This window comes from Marinobacter sp. (assembly GCF_033722735.1).
Taxonomy (GTDB): domain Bacteria; phylum Pseudomonadota; class Gammaproteobacteria; order Pseudomonadales; family Oleiphilaceae; genus Marinobacter.
Map to the genome: position 1 here is coordinate 39,312 of NZ_JAWVYN010000004.1, position 24,006 is coordinate 63,317.

The 24,006-nt window shown below is 61.5% G+C and carries 21 protein-coding genes; 9 read left to right on the plus strand and 12 right to left on the minus strand.

The genetic code is table 11. The annotated features are described in order from the left end of the window. Nucleotides 1–32: 32 nt before the first annotated feature. Nucleotides 33–1,112: an acyl-CoA desaturase gene (locus R3175_RS04820; RefSeq protein WP_318942740.1), complete on the plus strand. Its 1,080-nt coding sequence runs from the start codon at nt 33–35 to the stop codon at nt 1,110–1,112. 89 nt (nt 1,113–1,201) lie between these two features. Here R3175_RS04820 and R3175_RS04825 read toward each other — a convergent pair whose 3' ends face one another. The 3 genes from R3175_RS04825 to R3175_RS04835 form a co-directional block, all read right to left on the minus strand. Then, nucleotides 1,202–1,639, minus strand: coding sequence for an Rrf2 family transcriptional regulator (locus R3175_RS04825; protein ID WP_318942741.1), 438 nt, complete (start codon nt 1,637–1,639; stop codon nt 1,202–1,204). 45 nt (nt 1,640–1,684) lie between these two features. Further along, nucleotides 1,685–2,047, minus strand: a complete 363-nt coding sequence (locus tag R3175_RS04830; RefSeq protein WP_318942742.1) for a YbaN family protein — start codon at nt 2,045–2,047, stop codon at nt 1,685–1,687. A 68-nt stretch (nt 2,048–2,115) separates the two neighbouring features. After that, nucleotides 2,116–2,331: a hypothetical protein gene (locus tag R3175_RS04835; protein ID WP_318942743.1), complete on the minus strand. Its 216-nt coding sequence runs from the start codon at nt 2,329–2,331 to the stop codon at nt 2,116–2,118. A gap of 129 nt (nt 2,332–2,460) precedes the next feature. On the opposite strand from R3175_RS04835, the gene ytfE reads away from it, so the two are divergent. From ytfE to moaA, 3 genes are all read left to right on the plus strand, one after another. Next, complete coding sequence (gene ytfE, locus R3175_RS04840; protein WP_318942744.1) at nt 2,461–3,144, plus strand: iron-sulfur cluster repair protein YtfE; 684 nt, start codon at nt 2,461–2,463, stop codon at nt 3,142–3,144. Beyond that, a complete protein-coding gene (locus R3175_RS04845) occupies nt 3,137–5,422 on the plus strand; it encodes a nitric-oxide reductase large subunit (protein ID WP_318942745.1) in 2,286 nt (761 codons plus the stop codon). The genes ytfE and R3175_RS04845 overlap by 8 nt, the downstream gene beginning before the upstream one ends. Nucleotides 5,423–5,706: 284 nt before the next feature. Further along, on the plus strand, nt 5,707–6,699 hold the full coding sequence (moaA, locus tag R3175_RS04850; protein ID WP_318942746.1) for a GTP 3',8-cyclase MoaA: 993 nt from the start codon (nt 5,707–5,709) through the stop codon (nt 6,697–6,699). Between the two features lie 14 nt (nt 6,700–6,713). On the opposite strand, the gene R3175_RS04855 is transcribed toward moaA, so the two are convergent. The 9 genes from R3175_RS04855 to R3175_RS04895 all read right to left on the minus strand — a co-directional run bounded on the left by R3175_RS04855 (nt 6,714) and on the right by R3175_RS04895 (nt 15,792). After that, complete coding sequence (locus R3175_RS04855) at nt 6,714–7,028, minus strand: c-type cytochrome (RefSeq protein ID WP_318942747.1); 315 nt, start codon at nt 7,026–7,028, stop codon at nt 6,714–6,716. 12 nt (nt 7,029–7,040) lie between these two features. Beyond that, entirely contained in the window at nt 7,041–7,664 is a 624-nt protein-coding gene (locus tag R3175_RS04860) for a nitrous oxide reductase accessory protein NosL (protein WP_318942748.1), read from the minus strand. Beyond that, on the minus strand, nt 7,664–8,494 hold the full coding sequence (locus R3175_RS04865) for an ABC transporter permease (RefSeq protein ID WP_318942749.1): 831 nt from the start codon (nt 8,492–8,494) through the stop codon (nt 7,664–7,666). Before R3175_RS04865 ends, R3175_RS04860 begins: the two co-directional genes overlap by 1 nt. Nucleotide 8,495: 1 nt before the next feature. Further along, nucleotides 8,496–9,407 carry an ABC transporter ATP-binding protein gene (locus tag R3175_RS04870; RefSeq protein ID WP_318942750.1) on the minus strand — a complete coding sequence of 304 codons (912 nt, stop codon included), beginning with the start codon at nt 9,405–9,407 and terminating at the stop codon, nt 8,496–8,498. Between the two features lie 2 nt (nt 9,408–9,409). Beyond that, on the minus strand, nt 9,410–10,675 hold the full coding sequence (locus R3175_RS04875) for a nitrous oxide reductase family maturation protein NosD (RefSeq protein ID WP_318942862.1): 1,266 nt from the start codon (nt 10,673–10,675) through the stop codon (nt 9,410–9,412). A 56-nt stretch (nt 10,676–10,731) separates the two neighbouring features. Continuing rightward, a complete protein-coding gene (nosZ, locus tag R3175_RS04880; protein ID WP_318942751.1) occupies nt 10,732–12,633 on the minus strand; it encodes a TAT-dependent nitrous-oxide reductase in 1,902 nt (633 codons plus the stop codon). 59 nt (nt 12,634–12,692) lie between these two features. After that, the gene (gene nosR, locus R3175_RS04885) at nt 12,693–14,828 is read right to left on the minus strand and encodes a transcriptional regulator NosR (protein WP_318942863.1); all 2,136 of its coding nucleotides are present in this window, start codon (nt 14,826–14,828) and stop codon (nt 12,693–12,695) included. A gap of 161 nt (nt 14,829–14,989) precedes the next feature. After that, a complete protein-coding gene (locus R3175_RS04890; RefSeq protein WP_318942752.1) occupies nt 14,990–15,394 on the minus strand; it encodes a ribonucleotide reductase subunit alpha in 405 nt (134 codons plus the stop codon). Beyond that, nucleotides 15,391–15,792: a putative zinc-binding protein gene (locus R3175_RS04895; RefSeq protein ID WP_318942753.1), complete on the minus strand. Its 402-nt coding sequence runs from the start codon at nt 15,790–15,792 to the stop codon at nt 15,391–15,393. The genes R3175_RS04890 and R3175_RS04895 overlap by 4 nt, the downstream gene beginning before the upstream one ends. A gap of 256 nt (nt 15,793–16,048) precedes the next feature. On the opposite strand from R3175_RS04895, the gene R3175_RS04900 reads away from it, so the two are divergent. From R3175_RS04900 to R3175_RS04920, 5 genes are all read left to right on the plus strand, one after another. Next, nucleotides 16,049–17,464 (plus strand): nitrate/nitrite transporter, encoded by a 1,416-nt coding sequence (locus tag R3175_RS04900; protein ID WP_318942754.1) that lies wholly within the window; start codon nt 16,049–16,051, stop codon nt 17,462–17,464. Next, nucleotides 17,461–19,065 carry an antiporter gene (locus tag R3175_RS04905; protein ID WP_318942755.1) on the plus strand — a complete coding sequence of 535 codons (1,605 nt, stop codon included), beginning with the start codon at nt 17,461–17,463 and terminating at the stop codon, nt 19,063–19,065. The genes R3175_RS04900 and R3175_RS04905 overlap by 4 nt, the downstream gene beginning before the upstream one ends. 179 nt (nt 19,066–19,244) lie before the next feature. After that, nucleotides 19,245–21,359: a TonB-dependent receptor gene (locus R3175_RS04910; RefSeq protein ID WP_318942756.1), complete on the plus strand. Its 2,115-nt coding sequence runs from the start codon at nt 19,245–19,247 to the stop codon at nt 21,357–21,359. Between the two features lie 108 nt (nt 21,360–21,467). Beyond that, complete coding sequence (locus R3175_RS04915; protein ID WP_318942757.1) at nt 21,468–23,582, plus strand: TonB-dependent receptor; 2,115 nt, start codon at nt 21,468–21,470, stop codon at nt 23,580–23,582. Between the two features lie 96 nt (nt 23,583–23,678). Beyond that, nucleotides 23,679–23,969 (plus strand): putative quinol monooxygenase, encoded by a 291-nt coding sequence (locus tag R3175_RS04920; RefSeq protein WP_318942758.1) that lies wholly within the window; start codon nt 23,679–23,681, stop codon nt 23,967–23,969. Nucleotides 23,970–24,006 lie beyond the last annotated feature (37 nt).

A 24,006-nucleotide genomic window follows, 5' to 3' on the forward strand; every position in this document is an offset into this window, starting at 1 on the left:
GGTCCCATAGCGGGCCCGACAAGGAGTAGACAATGAAGAAACTGAACGAAACGCAACTCCAGGAGCTGGAGCAAGACCTCAACGCCATCCGCGACGAAGTCCTGGCGGATCTCGGTGAGCGCGACGCCAAGTACATTCGCCGGGTTGTCCGGCTCCACCGGACTCTGGAAATTGGTGGCCGCGTCCTGATGCCCTTCGGTTTTATTCCGCCGGTGTTCGTAGCAGCTACGGCTTCACTGGGACTGGCCAAGATCATTGAGAACATGGAAATCGGCCACAACGTCATGCACGGCCAGTACGACTGGATGAACGACCCGTCCCTGCATTCCCAGACCTACGAGTGGGACACCGTCTGTACCAGCGAATCCTGGCGCCGTACCCACAATTACGAACACCACACCTACACCAACGTGATCGGCAAGGATCGGGACTACGGTTACGCGGTGCTGCGATTGAGCGACGACGTCAAATGGCACCCGGGTCACCTGTTCCAGTTCATCAACTACATCCTGCTGACGGTGCTGTTCCAGTGGGGCGTGGGGGTCCACGAGCTGGAGAGCGAGCGGCTGCGTCGCCGGGAGATCACCTGGAAATCCAAGCTGCCGTTCCTCAAGGACTTCTTCCGCAAGGGGGGGCGCCAGGCGTTCAAGGATTATGTGTTCTTCCCGCTGCTGACCTTCCCGGTGGCACCCATCGTGTTGGCGGGCAACATCGGCGCCAACCTGATCCGAAACCTGTGGTCGTCCACGGTAATCTTCTGTGGCCATTTCACCCAGGACGCCGAGACGTTCACCGAGCAAGAGTGCGAGAACGAAAGCAAGGGCCACTGGTACCTGCGCCAGCTCACCGGGTCCAGCAACTTCACCGGCAGCAATTTTGTGCATCTGCTCAGCGGGCACCTGAGCTACCAGATCGAGCACCACGTGTTCCCGGACCTGCCGGCCCACCGCTATCGGGAGATCTCACCCAAGGTGCAGGCGGTGTGCGAGAAGCACGGCATCCACTACAACACCGACAGCTTTGCCCGCCAGTACTGGACCGTGCTCAAGCGCATCGGCAAGTTCTCGCTGCCGGACCGGATGCGACTGAAACTGGAAGCCCAGCCGGCGTAACGACCCGCTAGAGGGGACAGATTTCAAACCTGTCCCCGAGATCATCGTTGAGGATGAGACAGACTTCAGTCTGTCGCCAATCAGATGGATCAGCCAATCTGCAGAAGCCGCACCAGTTGCGGTTTCTGTTTTTCCGGCAGGATATCCGCCAGGGTGTACTTGTCCAGCGTCGTCAGGAAAGCCTGCAAAGCTTCCGCAAAGATGCCCTTGAGCCCGCAGACCGGCGTGATGGCGCACTGGCTCCCCGGCGAAAAGCATTCCACCAGATCCAGATCCTGCTCCGTTTCCCGCACGAACACCCCGATGTTGATGTCCTGCGGCGACATCAGCAGGCGCATGCCACCGTTCTTGCCCCGAACCGTTTCGATGTAGCCTTTCCTGTTCAACTGATGGACCACCTTCATCAGGTGGTTCTTGGATATCTGATAGCTGTCCGAGATTTCCTGAATGGTCACCAGTTGGTCTTTCTGCAAAGCCAGATAGATCAAGACCCGGAGGGAGTAATCGGTGTAGCGGGTGATGTGCATCCAACGTCTCCGATGCGCGAAAGGATTACGCTAACTTCCTGTTCACTAGTAGGAAGGGCGGGACAGCAAATAGGTCGCCAGGCCACAAAAAAACGCGCCCAGGGACGCCAGGAGCCAGACTGGGGCGCCGTTGTAGAACAGGATTAACCAACTCACCGCCAGCATGATACAGGCCAGGGCCTTGGCTTTGGGAGGCACCACCTGCCGCGCACGCCAGTTCAGGATGGTGGGACCAAACCGCTCATGGTTCAGCAGCCAGCTTTCAAACTCCGGGGAACTGCGCCCCGCTGCCCAGGCAGCAATCAGCACAAAGACCGTCGTCGGCAACAACGGCAGGATGGCGCCTGCAATTGCCAGGCCCACGCTCAGATAGGCAATAATCCTGTAACCGCCCTTGCTGATGGACATCGTTGTCGACATTCCCGTTGCTGATTCCGCCGTCCCGTCAGGAACCATAGCCTTCAGTGTACCTGTATTCAATGTACAGGTCTTGCAAGTGCTCTGAGCGACACCAGTCGCAGGATATAGGTCACTTTGATTCCTGTCGCGAACAGCAGGGTACCAATATGGGCGGCTATCTGTGCCGACATCGAGAACTGCTCTGCCAAAGGATAGGCCAGCAGCAGAGTCCCCACCAGAGCCAGCAGACACACTAGCAGACCACCGTTGGCCAGTTTCAACAGTCGAATCATCGAACGTTACCTCCTTGGGGATAGGGACACGGCATCGCCACCCCCATAAAGAAATATTCGATTTACATCTTACTCACTAAAGATGTATTTTGAAAGCCACTTTATGAGAGAGCGAAGAGGAGACAGACCATGACACTCGCCAACCAATCCCTGGGACAACTGGCCCGTGACCTGCCCGGGGCCACCGCGGTCTTCCACAAGTACAAACTGGATTTCTGCTGCGGTGGCAGCCGTTCCCTGACCGACGCCGCCGCCCGCAAGGGCCTGGAAGCTGCAGCCATCGAGGCGGAGCTAAGGGCCTTGCAACCGGCGGCCGCCAACCAGCAACAACTGACGGCACTGAACACGAAGGAACTGATCGAACACATCCTGACCCGTTTCCACGACGTCCATCGCAAGCAGTTTCCGGAACTGATCCGCCTGTCCCAGCGGGTGGAGCGGGTTCACGGCGACCACCCCAAGTGTCCGGCGGGACTCAGTGCCCACCTGGAGCAGATGCGGGACGAGCTGGAAATGCACATGCAAAAGGAAGAACAGATCCTGTTCCCGATGATTGCCCGGGGCGTTGGCGGCATCGCAGTGGCACCGGTACAGGCCATGCGCCATGAGCACGACGACCACGGCGCCGCACTGGACCGGCTGGTGGACCTGGCCCACGGCCTGACCCTGCCGGACGGCGCCTGCAACACCTGGCAGGCCCTCTACCGGGGCCTGGACACCCTGAAGAACGACCTGATGGAACACATCCACCTGGAGAACAACGTGCTGTTCCAGCGGGTGGACGGCCAAATCGGAGGTGCACACCATGGCTAACTACCGTCGCCTCTGGTTCACCCTGATCGCCGTGCTAGCGATCACCTTCGCCATGCTTGGCTACTTTGGTGCCGAGGTATACCGTGCCGCGCCACCGATCCCGGACCGGGTTGTCAGCGAGCACGGCAACCTGCTGATGACCGAAGACAGCATCCTAGACGGCCAGACCGCCTGGCAATCCGTCGGTGGCATGCAGCTGGGCTCCATCTGGGGGCACGGTGCCTACCAGGCCCCGGACTGGACCGCCGACTGGCTGCACCGGGAGCTGATGGCCTGGCTCGACCTGGCCGCCCGCGATACTTATGGCCAGGCCTTCCACGACTTGACCGGCGCCCAGCAGAATCAGTTGGAGTACGAGCTGAAGCAGGCCTACCGGACCAACACGTTCAATCCGGCTTCCGGTGAACTGGTACTCTCCGAGCGTCGTGTTGAAGCCATCCGCGACACCGCCGCCTACTACAGCGACCTGTTCAGCAATGACCCGGCACTGCAACCCACCCGGGAAAACTACGCCATGAAGGAGAACACCCTGCCGGATGCCGGGCGCCGGCAGCGGCTCACCGAGTTCTTCTTCTGGACCGCCTGGGCCGCCGCTACCGAACGGCCGGGCAGCGATGCCACCTACACCAACAACTGGCCCCACGAACCGCTAATCAACAACGAACCCACCGCCGAGAACGTGGTCTGGTCCATCGTCAGCGTGGTGCTGTTGATCGCTGGTGTCGGCGGCCTGGTCTGGGCCTGGGCGTTCCTTAGCCGCCACGACGAACACGACCCGGCCACCCCCTCCGAGGACCCTTTGACCGGTTTCGCCCTGACCGCCTCCCAGAAGGCCCTGGGCAAATACCTGCTGCTGGTGGTAGCGCTGTTCACCTTCCAGGTCATGCTCGGCGGCTTCACTGCTCACTACACCGTCGAGGGCCAGGGTTTTTATGGCATCAACGTCTCCGAGTGGTTCCCCTACTCCCTGGTCCGCACCTGGCACATCCAGTCCGCACTGTTCTGGATCGCCACCGGCTTCCTCGCCGCGGGCTTGTTCCTGGCTCCCATCATCAACGGCGGAAAGGACCCGAAGTTCCAGAAGCTGGGCGTCGACGCGCTGTTCTGGGCACTGGTGGTGGTCGTGGTCGGCTCCTTCATCGGTAACTACCTGGCCATCGCCCAGATCATGCCGCCGGAATGGAACTTCTGGCTCGGCCACCAGGGCTATGAATTCGTCGACCTGGGCCGGCTGTGGCAAATCGGCAAGTTCACCGGCATCGCCTTCTGGCTGGTCCTGATGCTGCGCGGGATCGTCCCCGCCTTGCGCCAGCCCGGCGACAAGAACCTGCTGGCCCTGCTCACCGCCTCCGTGGTGGCCATCGGCCTGTTCTACGGCGCCGGCTTCTTCTACGGCGAACGCACCCACATCTCCATCATGGAATACTGGCGCTGGTGGATCGTCCACCTGTGGGTGGAGGGTTTCTTCGAAGTCTTCGCCACCACTGCCCTGGCCTTCATCTTCTGCAGCATGGGCCTGGTGTCCCGCACGGTGGCGACCTCCGCCAGCCTGGCCTCCGCCTCCCTGTTCATGCTCGGCGGCGTGCCCGGCACCTTCCATCACCTCTACTTCGCCGGCACCACCACCCCGGTGATGGCCGTCGGCGCCACCTTCAGCGCCCTGGAAGTAGTACCCCTGGTGGTGCTGGGCTACGAAGCCTGGGAGAACTGGCGTCTGAAACAACGCGCCCCGTGGATGGAAAACGTGCGCTGGCCATTGATGTTTTTCATCGCCGTGGCGTTCTGGAACATGCTCGGTGCCGGGGTGTTCGGTTTTATGATCAACCCGCCGATCTCGCTGTACTACGTGCAGGGCCTGAACACCACCCCGACCCACGCCCATGCCGCCCTGTTTGGCGTCTACGGCTTCCTGGCCCTGGGCTTCACCTTGCTGGTGCTCCGCTACATCCGGCCCGGACTGGTGTTCGACGAGCGCCTGATGAAGGTCGGCTTCTGGTGGCTCAATGGCGGCCTGGTACTGATGCTGGCCACCAGCCTGCTGCCGGTCGGTATCCTCCAGTTCCTGGCCAGCGCCGGCGAGGGCCTGTGGTACGCCCGCAGCGAAGCCTTCATGCAGACCGACATCCTGCAGACCCTGCGCTGGGTCCGCACCTTCGGCGACGTGGTATTCATCGTTGGTGCCCTAGCGGTGACCTGGCAGGTGGTGAAGGGGTTGTTCTTCCCGATATTGAGAGAGGAGGCGTTGCCGGTGGCTGCAGCAACTGCCGAACAGCGCTGACGGCAGTTATTAATGGGATATGCTCCCCGTTGTATTTGAACAGGTAGACATATCTCAAAAGTCCACAGGCAGGGGGAGGCCCCTGACAGAGCAGGGGCATGGACGCCCCGGTAGCTTGGCCGGCACAGGAACGTGCCGTCCAAGCGGCGGCGTCAGTGGCCTCCCCCTGCCAACCTCCCAATACAAGCAGGCTACTTTCCGAAACCGGGGTTACCCCCCCAGAGGTATCAAACCACCGCCAAGGATTTGCGATACTGACACCAATTTCAGACGGGACACTAACCATGCCTCAAGCCAAATTGACCGACCGCTTCGGCCGCACCATCAACTACGTGCGCCTCTCGGTCACCGACCGCTGCGACTTCCGCTGCGTCTACTGCATGGCCGAAGATATGACCTTCCTGCCCCGTCAGCAGGTCCTCACCCTGGAAGAAATCGCCCGCCTGGCCCGCACTTTCACCAGCCTGGGCGCCGAAAAAATCCGCCTCACCGGCGGCGAACCCCTGGTCCGCAAAGACATCGTCGACCTGGTTAAAGAGATCGGCAGCCTCAGCCTGCGCGACTTCGCCATGACCACCAACGGCAGTCAGTTGAGCAAGTTGGCGGAACCACTCAAACGGGCGGGCCTGAAACGCCTCAACATCAGCCTCGACTCCCTCGACGCCGAACGCTTCCACGCCATCACCCGTACCGGACAGCTCAACCAGGTCCTGGACGGCATCGACGCCGCTCGCGGCGCCGGTTTCGAAGGGATCAAACTCAACGTGGTGGTGATGAAAGGCCGCAACGACGACGAAGTGCCCGAGCTGATCGAATTTGCCCGCCGCAAACGGATCGACATCAGCTTTATCGAGGAGATGCCCCTGGGGCAGATCACCGGGCATAACCGCGGTGAAAGCCTGTGCACCAGCGACCAGGTAAGAGCGCTGATCCACCCGCACCATGAGCTGGTGCCCACCACCGCCGACAGCGGTGGTCCGGCCCGCTACTATCGCATGCCGAACAGCCCCATCAGGGTGGGCTTCATCTCGCCCCACTCCCACAACTTCTGCGCCACCTGCAATCGGGTAAGGGTCACCGTGGAAGGCCGGCTACTGCTATGCCTTGGCAACGAACATGCGGTGGATCTGCGGCGAATCCTGCGGGGTCACCCGGTCAACGATGACAAACTCAAAGACACCATTGTCCGGGCCATGGACCTCAAGCCCGAACGCCACCACTTCGCCGGCGATGGCGACGTTCAGATCCTGCGGTTCATGAACATGACTGGGGGCTAGCCCCCAAGCCGACATCACTTCAGGCTCAACACCCACTCCGCCAGCGTACGTGCTTCTTCCTCCGTCACCGGATTCGGGGGCATGACCCCCTGCCCCCACTTGCCGCTGGAACCGTTCTTGATGCTGGTGGCCAACATCTCTACCGCCCCATCCTCACCGGCGTACTTCGCCGCCACTTCCTTCAACGCAGGCCCGACCATCTTAGTGTCGATCTGATGGCAGGCCACGCACGGCTTGCTGTTGAACAGGGCTTCGCCATCCTGGGCCTGTAGCGGTGCTGCACCCCAAACGCTTGCAGTGATACCAATGGCTAACAACGTTCTTTTCATAATGCCCCCCTCTCATTCAGGGTGTTGGTTATCTTCCCCATAGGGCGTCATCGCCCCCATGGATCGACGATCAGGCTGGTTACCTGGCGTCCCCTGCCCACCTGTACCCGATTGTAGATGCGCCAACGTCACGTGACTGAACTCCAGTACAGAACCGCCAAACCGCTCGGCGAAATCTTCCGCCGCCTGCTGCGATGCGAAGGAAGCCAGACTCGGCCCCATGGCACCTTCACGACTGGAGCCGACTACGAAAAACGCCTCCCGGGCATCAATTAACGCCGTATCCGCCGGGTTCTTCCAGTCCGTTTGCGCCATGTTGTGTACGTAGAGGGTCAAGTTCCGGTGGATATTCTCTGGTTGCAGTACCCAGGCAAAAAGATCCCGGGTTGAGCAGAATTTACGGACGATCTCTCCCTCTTCAGCATTGCTGCCAATGGCCTGTCCCTTGGGCCCGGAAAAGCGCTGGATAACCATCCCGCAAACGTGGCACTCATCGCCAGACTCAAAATGCACAGGCTTGTGGGCACCTGTTACACCGTCACCAGAAGGCGAACAGCCTGCCAACCACATCAGCAACAGGGCCAATCCGACCCAATACCCATGATCAAGTACAACACTACGGCCACTTGTAAACATCAAACCCTCCGTTTCAGGAACAAACCCCAGGCAGCAGCAAACGGCACAGCAACCCAGACCATCAGCGCCGTCCAGAGTCCGGCAGGCCCCACCGGCAGGTCGTGTCCCAGGCTCAATACTCCGGTCAGCTGTCCTGCGTCCTGGAAAGCAACAATATTCAGCAAACGATAAACGTCCGTTGGGTTGAGCATCAACAACCACGGCAACAACTCCGGGTTGATCGCCCCTTTGCTGGCCACCAGCGTCCCCAGCAACAACAAGTCGAACACCAGCACAAACAGGAACCACAGCCCCAGCGCCAGCCCCGCCGCCACCGGCTTTTCACTCACCCGGACACTGACCAGGTAGGCCAGGGCAATGAATCCCCAGCCCAGCAACACCGACGACAGGATGAAACGCGCCAGGGCCTCCAGCAGTGATACCACCGCCACCTCTTCCACCAGCGTAGCGATAACGACCCCGGCCAGCCCAAACCCCAACACAGTGGCGAGGGCCAGGGTAAAACCGTGGCCAAGGAACTTGCCCAGCAGCAATTGCCCCCGGGTCAGGGGGTACGTCAGCAACAGCAGCAGGGTTCCGCTCTCGTCTTCCCCCACGATGGCGTCATAGGACAGCAACAGGGCGATCAACGGAATCAGGAAGATCCCCAGGCTCGCCAGACTGGCGATGGTGGCAGGCGTGGTGCCATAGCCGACGCTACCTGAGGCGGCGGCGCCAAACCAGGCAATGCCCAGGGCCAGGGTGGCAAACACCAGGCTGATGGCCAACAGCCAGCGGTTGCGCAGGCTATCGCTGAGTTCCTTACGGGCAATGGTCCAGATGCAATACACGTCAGGCTCCTCCCTGCCGGTCACTGCCGGTGAAATGGCAATACAGGTCTTCCAGGGTGGGCTGGTGAATCTGCAGGTCCTCGGGCTCCGCCGCCATCAAGGAGCGGATGGCGGCCATCTTGTCCTGGGGCCGGACATCCAGCTCGATGGTATGACTGTCCCGGGCCAGGGTGCTCAGCCGCGGTACGCTCCCATTCAGCCGATTCAACAGCGCCTCGCCATCGCGACTGCGAACCGTCAGCCGCACCGGTATGCGGGCCTGCTCGCGCAGCGATGGCAGATCGCCCAACGCCCACACACGGCCATCGACCAGAATGGCCGCCTGGTCGATATAGGGCTCCACTCCCGGCAGCACGTGGGAGCAGAGTACGATCCCCGTGCCCTGCTCTCGCAGCCGGCACAACAGGCGATACAGCTCCGCCGTGGCCACCGGGTCCAGCCCCACCGTGGGCTCATCCAGCATGAGCAGCTCCGGCTGCCCCAGCAGCGCCTGGGCCAGGCCCAGTCGTTGCTTCATGCCCTTGGAATAGGTCTTGACCCGGCGGTCGCCGGCTTCGGTCAGGCCGACCTGTGCCAACAGTTCCCGCACCTGGCTCTCATGTGCGCCCTTGAGGCGGGCGAAATGACGGAGGATCTCCCGCCCGGTCAGTTGTGGATAAAACACCACGTTCTCCGGCAGGTAGCCGATCCGCCGGGCGATCTCCGGCTGCCCCGGCATGCCTCCCAGTACCCGGATTCGGCCCCGGTCCGGGCGCATCAGGCCCAGGATCAGCTTGATGGTGGTGGTCTTGCCGGCACCGTTGTGGCCAAACAGACCAAGGATGCGTCCCGGATACAGATTCAGGCCAATATCCTGCAACAGCGGCTGACGACCGTAGCCAAAGTGCACCCCGTCCAGTTCAAAACAGCGCATGCTTACTCCACCTCGAGCGTTGTCGGTACCCGCATCAACGGGTGATGGTCCGCCACCCCCGCCGCCTTGACCACGGGAAAGGCCCGCTGCACCCAGCGCAGCGTATCCACCGCCGGGCTGTACATCAGCACCCGTGCCTCCGGGTAGGTCCACAGCAGCCGATCCACCTGGTCGTTGGGCTCGTAGGCCACGTCGCCCACGCCATCCTGGTCGCGGTCCCACCCCAGGTAATCGCTCCAGAAATTGCCCTGGCCGGCCTCGGACCACTCCTGGGTGCGGGTGGCGACGTACTTGACCTGGCGCCGGTTGTCGATGAAGGCATTGGCGAACACCCGGTTATCCTCGGAGCCGGCGGTCAGGTGAATGCCGATGTCGCTGTCCCGGAACACGTTGCCACTGAAGGTGTTGTACAGGGAGTTGTAGATGAACACCGCCTTGCCTTCCGCGCCTTCAATGTCCACCCCGGCACTCTGGCCCTGGCGGACGCCGGTAATGACATTGTTACGAATCTCGGACTGGGTGATGAAATTCATCAGGATGCCGTAGTTGCGGTCGCCCTCGGACCGGTTGTTGACCACCGTCAGCCGCTTGCTCTGCATCAGGGCATAGCCGGTGCGGGTATTGCGGGTCAGGTTGCCCTCCAGGCGGTTGCTGTGGGAATACATATAATGGATGCCATAACGCAGGTCGGTCATGACATTGTTGAGAATCTCGTTGTGATTGGCCGTTTCAACGTAAATGGCATCCCGGGTCTGGCGAATGTGGTTGCCCTCGATCCGGGCGGCCTGGGTGTTGAACAGGTGGATGCCATTACCCCGGTCCTGGGACCGCAGGTTGGTATCACCCTGGATGCGGTTGTGCCGCACGGTCACGTTCGGGGTGGCATCCAGCCAGATACCAAAACCCGGACCGGTCAGGGTATTACCCTCAATTACCGTCCCGGTGGCGTCGCGGGCCACGAAGATGCCGGTATCCAGCTCGTTGAGATCCGCCCCCCAGTTGCGGATAGTACAGCCCGTCAGCCTTACCCCCGGCGCGGTAATCGTGACGGCATTGCCAGTGCCCCCACCGTCGATCACCGTGGCGCCGGAGCAGCGTACGGTAACGTCCGCCACCGGGACACGGAACGGTGGAATGTCCCCGGGTGGGAGGGTATGGGTGTCGCCAGGCTGAAGACCATCGAGGACGGCCTGAACACCAGCTTCGGCGGCCAGGCACCAGCCTGCGGCCAGCACGACAACCAGACAACGGCAAAGGTTCATCAACATCATGCGATCAGGCACCGGTATCGGCCCACCGGAGAAGTCCGGCGGGCCGAAACGCCTCAGGCCCGCTCCACAATCATTCGGCCACGCATCTCCATATGCAGGGCGTGACAGAACCAGTTGCAGTAATACCAGTGGACCCCGGGCTTGTTCGCGGTAAAGGTCACGGAACTGGTCTGCTGTGGGCTGATCTCCATGCTCACGCCATGGTCCACCATGCAGAAGCCATGGCTGACGTCCTCCACGGTGTCCAGGTTGGTGATGTACACGGTCACCTCATCCCCCTGCTTGACCTTGAATTCGGTCATCCCGTAGGTGGGCGCCACCGAGGTCATGTACACCCGCACCTGACTGCCGTCGCGAATCACCTTGTTGTCCGTCTCCAGGGTCACTCCGTCCTTCTCGGCCTGGGCCCGGGCGGAGGCAAAGATGGGGTCGTCCCTGTCGTAGATCTTACGGGTCTTGATCTGGTCCCGGCGCACCAGGATGCAATCGTGGGGCTCGGCATAGGTGGGCCCGTCGTGCACCAGCTTCATTTCTTCCCCGGAAATATCGATCAGCTGGTCGTTCTCGGCGTGCAGCGGTCCGGCTGGCAGGAAACGGTCCTTGGAGAACTTGGACAGTACCACCAGCCACTTGCCGTCGGCATCCCGGGACTCGGTCAGCGAGGCGTGGTTGTGGCCTGGCTGGTAGTGCACATCCAGCTTCTGACGGATGTAGTCCACATCCTCGCCGTTGTAGTGGCGGATGGCATCCTCGATGTTCCATTTGGCCACCTGGCTGTCGATAAACAGCGTGGTGTAGGCATTGCCCCGGCCGTCGAAGGTGGTGTGCAGGGGTCCCAGGCCAAGCTCCGGCTCGCCGACCACCACATCCCGCTCGTTGTCCAGGCTGCCGGCAAACAGGTCACCGAGCCGGTCGATGGCGATGATGGTGGCGGTCGGCGACAGCTTGCCATTGGCGATGAAGTACTGGCCATCCGGCGAGGTGTTCAGGCCATGGGGGTTCTTTGGCACCGGGATGTAGCGAGTGAACTCGGAGCCGTGGCGGCCATCCACCACTGGCACACTCGAATCGCCGATGGTCTGGTGGTTGCCGGCCTTCACCGCCGCGGCAATCGCCTCGATATCGAACACCACCACCCAGTCCCGGTCATTGCGCATGGTGCCCGCCAGGTCCAGGGCCTTTTCGGAGTTGTAACAGGTGGACGCGGCAAAACGCCCCGTATAGTCGGCATCGGTGTTGTCCAGGTTGCCATCGACGATGACCTGGAACGCCACTTCCATGGTCTCGGCATCGATGGCGTTGAACATGGTGTAGTGACCGTCCATGTTCTCCATGTTGGTACCGTCATTGGGCTGAGGAATCACGAACTCGGCGTTGCAGAACACATAGTTGGTCTTGGGTACTTTCTGCAAGCGAAGGCCATGAATCGCCTGTACATTGGGCACGTGAGTGATCCGGTCACACTTCATGATGTCCAGGCGAATGCGGGCGACCCGGGTATTGGCCTTGTCGTTGATGAACAGGTAGCGGCCGTCATAGCGACCGTCAGTCATGGAGATGTGAGGATGGTGGGCGTCGCCGTTGAGGAAGGTGTTGTCGTGGCCCAGCACGTCCTTGCTCTCATTGGTGATGCCCCAGCCGGTGGCGGAATCCACATTGAATACTGGAATCCGCATCAGTTCACGCATCGACGGCACCCCCAGTATCCGGACCTCCCCGGAATGGCCGCCGCTCCAGAAACCGTAGTACTCATCCAGTTCACCGGGATGAACTACAGCCTTGTTCATCGCCTCCTGAGCCGCGGCGGCCCAGGTTTCCCGGGACATCACCGCCGAGCCCAAACCGGTGGCACCCACAACCCCGGCAGCAGCGGTAGCCCCCAGGAAATGCCGGCGGCTCAACCCGCCCTTTGACGGTTCGCTTGCTCCCTCGACCTTCGATTCTTCGTTTTTCATGGCATCCAACTCCGTTGTTGTTGCGATAGACAGTGTGTGCGTTCTTGCGACAGCCGGGTTCAGTCGAGCTGAACCGCTGGTATCTGCTCCGGTCTGTCCGGCGCATTCTGGCCGCGCCGGCGCCCACGACGCTTGGTGATCAGCGGCGGACACTTGTGGTCATTGAAATAGGTCACCTGACAATCCAGGCAGTAGTGGCACTCCATGTAATTGATGGTGCCGTCCGGGTGAATGGCCTGGACCTCGCACTCCTTCTCGCAGCGGCGGCAGGGGTTGCCGCACTCCCGGCGACGTTTGAGCCAGTCGAAGATGCGGAAACGGGTGGGCAGGGCCAGGGCCGCCCCGAGTGGACAGAGGTAGCGACAGAAAGCCTTGCGGGTGAACACATTCACCCCCACCAGCAACAGGGCGTAGGTGACGAACGGCCAGGACCGGTCGAAGTGGAGGGTGATGGCGGTCTTGAACGGTTCCACCTCGGCCAGTTTCTCGGCAGTGGCCATGGACTCCAGCGACACCCCGAACAAAACCAGCAGGACCAGGTACTTGATGGCCCACAAGCGCTCGTGGACGGCGAACGGCAGGTTGAACTGCGGCACCTTGAGCTTGAGGGCAACCTCATTGACCAGTTCCTGCAAGGCGCCGAACGGACACAGCCAGCCGCAATACACCGCCCGTCCCCACAGCAGCACAATGCCCGCCACCGCCGTCCACAGTAAGAACAGCATGGGGTCAATCAGGAAGGTCTGCCAGCTAAAGCCATCAATCACGCTGTGCACGAAGGTCAACACATTGACGATGGATAACTGGCCCAGGGCGTACCAGCCGATAAAGACCAGTGTGTAGATGAGGAATCCCTGACGGATGTAGCGCATTAGCCGCCGCCTCTGTACCAGCCAATCCTGGAAGAACAGGATAAACAGCAACACCACGATCCCCACTCCAAGGGCCGCAATCTGGAATTGGCGCTGGTACCACACCTGCACCCACATGGGCTGCTCCGCCAGGGTATCCGCTTCCGAGACCGCCGGTTCCGGCCGCTGGTAGTATTGGTCCGGTAGCTGGTAACTCAGGGGGAACACCCGGAACTCGCTGTCCAGCGGGCCGGTCTGGCGTTTGACGGTCAATTCCAGGGTCCATTCGCTGCCGGAATCGAATTGGTACTGCTGGCGCACAATGAAGATGGCCATTTCCCCGAAACGGGGCATTCCCTCGGCGTACACGTCGCTCAACCGGTAGTGGTCCAGATCACGGAAGTTGAAGGTGTCGCCAAACTGGCGAATCTGGATCCGGTCGAAAATACCACCCCGGACATAACCGGACCCCTTGAAGGAATACTGACCGTTGGCCAGCACCGCGATGGCGTGCTCGCCTTCCTGCAGTTCTGACATCAGCCATTCGTACTGGCGCTCACCCAGCAGGTTGCGACCGATGTCCGGGGCATTGAGGTAGGCGGTGTACAGGTCGATCACCGGCCCATCCTGACGACCTTGTCGGGCCCTTTGGCGTTCCCCCCCTGCGCTGTCGGCAAAGGCGTCATCGACCTGCTGCTGGCTCAGGTGAAGGCGGCGGATAGAGCCCTCTCCGGTCAAGGTCTGCCAGCTTTTGGGCTGGAAGCCCGAGTGGCCGATCTCAGCCATTGGCGGTCGTTGCTGGCCGTGGTCGGCAATCAGGCCCAGGTTCGCCGCCACCTTGTGGGCGGAGCGCATAAGCACTTCGTTAACCACCATCACCGTGACCGTGGCACCCGAGACACCGTCCACCGCTACCCGGCTTTGCGATCCACTGCCGCCAACGGTGACCCGCTGGTCCGCCGCCAGGCCGATGTACTGGTCGGTAAAATCGTGCAGCCGCTGTTCGGGGATGCCCACCAGCAAAATGGGTTCGTGGTGCTCGATCACTGTGGCGGCCAGAAGGTTGGCCTCGGTATCCAGCACCACCACCGCGTTGATGGGTTTGCCGGAATAAGCAGGAGTCTGGACAAAGTCCAGGGTCTGGTAGGCGTAGCCGAGCAGCTGGTCCTGCCCGTACAGTTCCAGGACAGAGCGGTTGCCGTCCCGGGGGCGGACCTCTTCAACCGTCGGCAACACCTCCTGAATCACCAGGCGCTGAGCCACCGGTTCCAGTCCGGACAAATCCTCCGCCCTTGCCGGCTGGACATCGATCAGGGCAAGAACAAAAGCAAGTAACAACCACATCCCTGCATGTTGCCAACTCACGGGGCGCTCCGGTCCATACCTTGACCACCTTTCAGCTAAGACCCGACGTTGTAAAAAACCAAATAACACTGCCAGGGGAGCCCCTAAAAGCAGCCTCCCCTGAATCTCAATGGGTAAAACTTGGCGCCGGGACCGAGACATCACGGACCCAGGGACACGAGCTCGCCATTCTGGTCGAACGGCAGGTAGTTTCCGGGCTGCCCCAGCCGCAGCGTTTCCACCATCATGGTGAGCGGCTGCTGGGCTTCGTCCGACGACGGCGCGACCCCGCCGCGTCCTTCCATGGCAGCCACAAAGACGATGTCCCAGGCTTGCCCCGTATGGCGGGATTCCTCCCGTAACCGGTCGAATTCGACCACCTCCTGCGGCAGCTTGTCGACGCAGACCACCGGCACCAGGGCCCCGCCCTCACCGGCCTCGAAGGCCCTGCGTTCGGACTCGCTGGCATCCTCCGGCAGTTCCGCCCGACAGAAAACGAACAGCAGGCGCTGGGGCAGTGGCTGGTGGCAGGCGGCGTGAATCAGGTCCGGGTAGCTGTTGATCATGAGAGTGTCCTGACGGTGTTTTCCGGGGATTGGTCGCGACCGCCCTGGCGCTCGCGGATCAGTTGGCACACCGAATCGACGGTGTCCTCGTCATAGCTGCGGCCATAGCGTTTGCGAAAGCCAAATTCGTAGAGTCGCACATGGTCATCCGGTTCGATGCCGAGATTGGCCAGGCAAGCCCGGGCGCAGTGCAATGGGCAACCGTCAATGACGGTGATGGGACGACCGGAACGGGCAACCCGGACCAATGCCGGTACCTGGCCGCCAACGCCGGAAATGCAGGACATCTCAAACTCGCCGCTGTGGTCGAGACTCACCGCCGCGTTGTTGGCCAGTTGCGCCACGTCCGAACACCCGGAACAGGCATAGACCAGTGGTCGGTCTTTGCGGGCAGCCATAACGCCCTCCCCCAATCGGTACATTCCAAACCATGGTATGAAATCGGATTGCGGATGACGCTTCCCCATTGGAGGTAGTTGGCAGGAGCAAAATGGATAGCTGTGGGTAGCCCGGATACCCCCCGGCCGGATAGGGAGGTACCCCCGATGGCGCTTATGGGGTAGGCCCCCAGGCTTTTTGATTTTCATCAAGGTTGGTGAAAGCGCCGGTGTGACGTAATCGGCTCACACCTGACTGAAACCGGGGGTTTACACCATGTTGAGTGAAAGGGACTACAACCCGCCCAAAGCCCACAAGGCGTTGCTGTTTTCGACGCTCGCCTTCACCACCTGCTTTGCTGTGTGGACGATCTTTTCCATCATCGGGGTCAAGATCAAACAGGAACTCGGCCTGTCCGAGACCCAGTTTGGCCTGCTGGTGGCGACACCGGTCCTGACCGGCTCCATCAGCCGCCTGTTCCTGGGCATCTGGACCGAACGCTTCGGCGGTCGCCTGGTGTTCACGGTACTGATGCTGACCACCGCGGTGGCGGTCTACCTGCTCTCCTCCGTCGAGACCTACGAACTCTTCCTGCTGGCGGCCCTCGGGGTTGGCCTGGCCGGGGGCTCGTTCATCGTCGGGGTGGCCTATATCTCCGAGTGGTACGACAAGGACCATCAAGGCACGGCTCTGGGCATCTTCGGGGCCGGTAACGTCGGTGCAGCGGTGACCAACTTCGCCGCCCCGTTCCTGGTGGTGGCGCTGGGTTGGGAGAGCACCGCCCAGGTCTACGCCGCTGTCCTGGTGGGCATCGCCATCGGCTTCTACCTGCTGACCGAAAACGATCCCCGGTTGAAGAAGCGCGCCGAGGAAGGCGTTGCCGCCATGCCCCTGAGCGCCCAGCTGGCCCCCCTGAAGAACCTGCAGGTCTGGCGCTTCTCCCTCTACTACTTCTTCGTCTTCGGTGCCTTTGTCGCGCTCGCCTCCTGGCTGCCGCGCTACTACGTTGGCGCCTACGGCATGACCCTGGAGCAGGCCGGCATGCTGGCCGCCCTCTACACGGCGCCGGCTTCGGTATTCCGAGCCCTGGGCGGCTGGATGTCCGATCGCTTCGGTGCCCGCCGGGTGATGTACTGGATGTATGCGGTTTCCCTGTTGTGCCTGTTCATCCTCAGCTACCCCGCCACCGACTATGTCGTCAGCGGCATCGAGGGGCCGATTGAATTCTCCATCGTGGTACCGGTTTCTCTGTTCGTGGTGCTGACGGTCGGCCTTGGCTTTGTCATGTCCCTGGGCAAGGCCGCGGTGTACAAGCACATTCCGGTCTACTACCCGGACCACGTTGGCTCCGTCGGCGGCCTGGTCGGCATGATTGGCGGCCTGGGCGGCTTCATCCTGCCCATTACCTTCGGTCTGATGAACGACCTGGTGGGTGTCTGGACCAGCTGCTTCATGCTGCTGTTCGTCATCGTCCTGGTGTCCGTCCTGTGGATGCACGGCGCCATCGTGCGGATGGAGGCCCGCCGCTACCCCGAGATCCAGAACGACGAAACGTCCCGCTACCTGCCGGAGATCCAGCCGGACTACGGCCACGAAGGCGGCGAGCCAGAACCTGCTGCTCACCGCGGCCGTGGCGACCGTGCTCCGCAACAAGAACCTGCTAGCAACCTGACTATGAGAGGTCTGTCATGACTGACATCAAAACCTGGGATGTGGAGGACGACCGCTTCTGGACGTCCACCGGCCGCCAGGTTGCCAACCGCAACCTGTGGATCTCGATCCCCAGCCTGCTGTGCGGCTTTGCCGTCTGGCTGTATTGGGGCATCATCACCGTACAGATGCTGAACCTCGGCTTTCCCATTCCAAAGGCCGAGCTGTTCACCCTGACCGCCATCGCCGGTCTCACGGGGGCGACGCTGCGCATTCCGAGCAGCTTCTTCATCCGTATTGCCGGTGGCCGCAACACCATCTTCTTCACCACCGCCCTGCTGATGGTTCCGGCCGTCGGCACCGGCTTCGCCCTGCAGAACATCGACACGCCGCTGTGGGTGTTCCAGCTGCTGGCGTTCCTCTCCGGCATTGGCGGGGGCAACTTCGCCTCCTCCATGTCCAACATCAGCTTCTTCTTTCCCAAGCGCCAGCAGGGCCTGGCACTGGGGCTGAATGCCGGCCTCGGTAACGCCGGGGTCACCACCATGCAGATCCTGGTCCCCCTGGTGATGACCTTCGGCATCTTCGGCGGCGAGCCGATGATCCTGGAGAACACCTCCGGCACCCTGATCGGCAAGATTCCCGCCGGCAGCGAAACCTGGATTCACAACGCCGGCTTTGTCTGGTTGCTGCTGCTGATACCGCTCGCGCTGGCGGGGTGGTTCGGCATGAACAACATCCGTACCGAGGCAGTCTCACCCAACATTGGCACTCCGGCCGGCGCCTTCGGCAAGATCAGCGGCATGCTGGCAGTGGGTTTCCTGACGGCCGCCGCAGGGCTCTACATCATCCTGCCGCAACCGGTGGGCATGGGCGCGCCGGACTGGGCCAAGTGGCCGGTGATCGGCGGCATTCTGCTGGGCACTGTGCTGCTGTTGAAGGCCATTCCTGGCGAAATCAAGCCCAACCTGCAGCGTCAGTTCAAGATCTTCTCCAACAAGCACACCTGGATCATGAGTGTGATCTACACCATGACCTTTGGCAGCTTCATTGGCTTCTCGGCCGGTTTCGCCCTGGCGATCAAGGTGGTATTCGGTTACCAGCATGTGATGGTCGATGGCGTGATGACCCACGATATCGTCAACCCGGATGGCCCCTCCGCGCTGATGTACGCCTGGATGGGCCCCTTCATCGGTGCGCTGATTCGACCGGTGGGTGGCTGGATTGCCGACAAGGTCGGGGGTGCGCTGGTCACTGGCATCGTTGCCGTCGTGATGATTGCCAGCTCCCTGGGCGTGGCCTACTACCTCAAGCTGGCCTACAACTCCGCCACCCCGCAGGAATTTTTCCTGCCCTTCCTGCTGCTGTTCCTGGTGCTGTTCGCCGCCACCGGCATCGGGAACGGTTCCACCTTCCGCACCATCGCCATGGTGTTCGACAAGGAACAGGCCGGCCCGGCCCTGGGCTGGACCTCCGCGGTGGCCGCCTACGGCGCCTTTGTGATTCCCCAGGTGTTTGGCGAGCAGATCAAGGCCGCCACCCCGGAAATGGCCCTGTATGGTTTCGCCCTGTTCTATGCCGGCTGCCTGCTGTTGAACTGGTGGTTCTACCTGCGGCCCAAGGCCGAGTTCAAGAATCCGTAGTTTTTTGATCGCACTGTGTCTGTGATCCTGCCGGCCTTCGGGCCGGCTTTTTTGTGACTCATCAGACGGCAGTGGAATTGCGCGAGGCCAATAGCTGGCCTAAGTTTTTAAGGGAGGGGGCTAACGCAAACAACACACTTCAACGGACTGGTTAAACAACCCAAGCTAAGAGGCTCTTCATGCATCATCTTCGGCTGGCCGGAGTGATCCTGCTACTGGGTTCCAGTCACATTACCACAGCTGCCGGGCAGGACCTTTCCGCGTTAAGCCTGAAAGAGTTGATGGCGTTACAAGTCAGTATCGCCACCGGCACCCCGAAATCTCTGGCCCGTGCGCCGTCAGTGGCCAGCGTGATCACGGCGGACGAACTTGAGGCCATGGGGGTTCAGGACATCGACGAAGCCCTGGAGCTGGTGCCGGGTCTGCATGTGTCCCACGGCACGTTTTTCTACGCCTCCCGTTATTTCATCCGCGGGATTACGGCAAACCAGAACCCACACACCTTGCTGATGATCAATGGCATTCCCCAGACCAGCCTGTTCACGGGTGACCGGGTCGAACAGGTGGTCGGGCGGGCAGGTATCCCGGTGAAGATGGTCGAGCGGATTGAAATTGTCCGAGGGCCCGGGTCGGCGGTTTATGGCGCTGATGCTTTCGCCGGTGTCATCAACATCATCACCAAGGCACCGGAGGACCTGGAAGGTGGAGAAGCGAGCCTGGGCTACGGCAGTTTCGACAGCGGCTATTCCTTCTTACGACAGGCGATGGACGTTGGCCCCGTGAAAGGGGTGGTATCCATCGCCTACGACCGGAGCAACGGCGACGATCCCATCATCGAAGCCGACCAACAATCCAACCTGGATGCCTTGCTGGGCACGAATGCGTCCCTGGCACCTGGCCCGGCCAATCTGGGCTATCGCCAACTGGACGTCCGTACCGATCTACTCTGGCAGCAACTGCGCCTGCGGATGGCCTATCGCCAGGACCGGGTCGAAACGGCCCAGGGGATCAACGAAACCCTGGACCCGGATGGCCGCTACGAACAGCATCGCGGCACGGCTGATCTGACCTGGCGCCAGGATGATCTTCACCCCGATTGGGGGCTAGAAGCCCAGGTCAGCTATCTCTACAACGACTTTCGAAATCCGACGCGGACCCAGCTGTTCCCGCCTGGCGCGGACTTTTCCCTCGTTGGTGGAGGCGGCCCCTTTACCGAGGGTGTCCTGCAGACTCCGGAACTGTCGGAAGAAAACATCCGACTGGACCTCTCCAGCCTATACCGGGGCTGGCAGAATCATCGCCTCCGCTTGGGGGGCGGATTTTACTGGGGAGATATTTTCAGAACCAACGATGCAGTCAATTATACCTTCTCACCATCGGGTTTCCCCACTCCCGCGCCTCTCACAGATGTTAGCGATACTGATCGAGCCTTCCTGCCCGAAGGGCAACGTACCAGTCGCTACGCCTTTGTGCAGGACGAATGGGCCTTTGCACCACACTGGGAACTGACCGCAGGCGTACGCTATGACCATTATTCGGACTTCGGCGACACCGTGAATCCGCGGCTGGCCCTGATCTGGACCACCACCCCCTGGCTGACCACCAAACTGCTGTATGGTGAAGCCTTCCGTGCCCCCGCGTTCTTTGAGCTCTTCACCCGGAACAACCCGGTCGCACTCGGCAATCCCGACCTGGACCCTGAAAGGATCCGGAGTACCGAGCTCGCCTTCACCCTGACGCCTTCCAACAACTGGACTCTGGACCTGAACCTCTACCAGTACCGCATTGAGGACCTGATCGACTTTGAAGCAGACCCCGGTGGTACCTTTACCGCGCAGAATTCCGGCCGGGTCCGGGGACGCGGGGTGGAAACCGAGCTGCGCTATCAGCTGACCGATACCGCGCAACTGTTGCTCAACTACAGCTACCAGCGCACCCGTGATGAAAACGACCAGCCCCTGGGACTCACGCCCAGTTCCGATGCCAGCCTGCGTCTGAACTGGCGCCCTGAACCCAACTGGCAGGTAACGCCTTCCGTGGTGTGGGTCGGCTCCAGCAAGCGGGCCGCCGGCGACACCCGCTCCGAACTGGACGGCTATACCACCCTGGACCTCAACGTGCGTCGACGAGTGAACCAGGGCCTCATCCTCAACCTGCAGGCCCGCAACATATTCGACGACGATGTTCGCGAAGCCAGTCGAGGCCCGGTACAGGGCCAGAGCGTTCCGAACCTGCCTGATGACCTGCCCCAGCCCGGGCGCAGCATGATCCTGCAGGCCACCCTGCGTTGGTAAGGGACTGCAATTGCGCCGGACCCGACAGTGACCTAAGTTTTCAGGAGGACCAAAGAACGAGCTTCACCCCCAAAGGACTACCCAGATAATCCGCACTGAGGAGACCTGATGCGTCGTCTGCGTCTATCCGGAGTAATCCTGTTTCTGCTGTCTTCTCAGGCCGGTGCCGCCAGCAACCAGGACCTCTCCGCCCTGAGCCTGGAAGAGCTGATGGGGCTGCGGGTCAGCATAGCCACCGGCACCCCCAAACCCCTGGCCCAAGCGCCGTCGGTGGCCAGCGTGATCACCGCGGAGGAACTGGAAGCCATGGGGGTTCAGGACATCGACGAAGCCCTGGAGCTGGTGCCGGGCGTACACGTCTCCCATGGCAGTTTCATCTATGCCTCCCGGTATTTCATCCGAGGCATCGTGTCCACTTACAACCCCCACACCCTGGTACTGATCAACGGCATTCCCCAAACCAGCCTTTTCCTCGGAGACCGGGGCCAACGGATGATGGCCCGGTCGGGCTTCCCGGTGAAGATGGTGGAGCGAATCGAGATCATCCGCGGGCCCGGCTCCGCGGTATACGGAGCCGATGCCTTTGCCGGCGTCATCAACATCATCACCAAGGCCCCCGAGGACCTGGACGGTGGTGAGGCCAGTCTTGGCTACGGCAGTTTCGACAGCGGTTACTCCTTCCTGCGCCAGGCCATGGAGGCTGGCCCGGTCAAGGGCGTGTTTTCAATTGCTTACGACCAAAGCAACGGCGACGATCCCATCATCGAGTCAGACCAGCAGTCCAACCTGGACGCGCTATTGGGCACCGATGCCTCGTTGGCACCGGGACCGGCCAATCTGGGCTACCGCAATTTCGACCTGCGCACCGACCTGCTCTGGCAGCGGTTCCGCCTGCGGTTGGCCTACCGGCAGGACCGGGTGGAAACCGCCCAGGGCATCAATGACACCCTGGACCCGGAGAGCCGCTTCGAGCACCATCGGGGCAACGTGGACCTGACCTGGGAAGCCCCGGAGTTTCGCCGGGATTGGGGCCTGGAAGCCCAGCTCAGCTACCTCTATAACGACTTCGAGAACCCGACCCGCTTCCAACAGTTCCCTCCCGGTGCGGACTTCACCCCGGTGGGCGGAGGCGGCCCCTTTCCCGATGGGGTGCTGCAGACGCCGGAGCTGGCCGAAGAGAACGTCCGCCTGGACCTGGCCACGCTGTATCGTGGCTGGGAGGAGCACCGGCTGCGGCTGGGTGCCGGCTATTTCTGGGGGGACATATTCCAAACCCGCGACGCCACCAACTTCATGCTCAGCGAAACAGGCTTCCCGACCCCTATCCCGCTGACCGATACCAGCGATACCCCCGGGGAGTTCCTGCCGGAAAACCAGCGCACCAGCCACTATGCCTTCGTGCAGGACGAATGGGCGTTCGCGCCAGACTGGGAGCTGACTGCCGGCTTGCGCTACGACCATTATTCAGACTTCGGCGATACGGTGAATCCCAGACTGGCCCTGGTGTGGGAGACTACGCCCTGGCTGACCAGCAAGCTGCTGTACGGCGAAGCGTTCCGCGCCCCCGCCTTCTTCGAGCTTTACGCCCGGGCCAACCCGGTCGCGCTGGGTAACCCGGACCTTGAGCCGGAGACCATCAAGAGTACCGAGCTGGCTTTCAGTCTGACGCCGTTCAAAGACTGGGCACTCGACCTGAACATATACCAGTACCGCATTGAGGATCTGATCGATTTCGTGGCGGACCCCGGTGGCACCTTCACCGCGCAAAACACCGGCCGTGTTCGGGGACGGGGGGTAGAGACCGAACTCCGCTACCAATGGACCGACTCTGCCCAACTGCTGGTCAACTACAGCTACCAACGTACCCGGGATGAAAACGATCAGCCGTTGGGCCTCACCCCCAATTCGGATGCCAGCCTGCGGCTGAACTGGCGGCCTTCCGCCAATTGGCAGTTGACCCCGTCGGTGGTCTGGGTCGGTTCCAGCCAACGGGCCGCCGGCGATGACCGCTCCAGCCTGGACGGCTACACCACCCTCGACCTCAATGTACGCCGCCGGGTGAATGAGCAGTTCACGGTCAACCTGCAGGCGCGCAATCTGTTCGACGACGACGTCCGCGAGGCCAGCCGGGGGCCAGAGCGGGGGCAGACCGCGCCCAGCCTGCCCAACGATCTGCCACAACCCGGGCGCAGCCTGATATTGCAGGCCAGGCTGCAGTGGTAGCGAGTCACACGACGGACGCCTTTTCGGAACCCGATCACAGATTGTGCGCCCATCCGCCCTATACTGGGGTTCCCGACATCACGTTAAGGAAGACTGATGAGTTATCGCGTATTGCTGACCTCTACCGTAAAACCGGACCAGAAAGCCGCCCTGCTGCCCTTCCTGGAAGCCAACCTGCCCAATGTCCGCTCCTTCAACGGCTGTCTCAACGTGACTGTGCTCTACGACGACGAGACCCGGCAAATGGTGTTCGACGAACTCTGGACCACGAAGGAGGCGCACCAGGCCTATCTCGCCTTTATCGATGAGAACGGGGTACTGGCGGAGCTGGCAGCCTTTCTGGAGGGCCCACCTGAGATCGGTTACTACCTGCAACTGGACATCTGAGGTACAGGTACTCCCGATACCCCCCTCGACCGCCGGC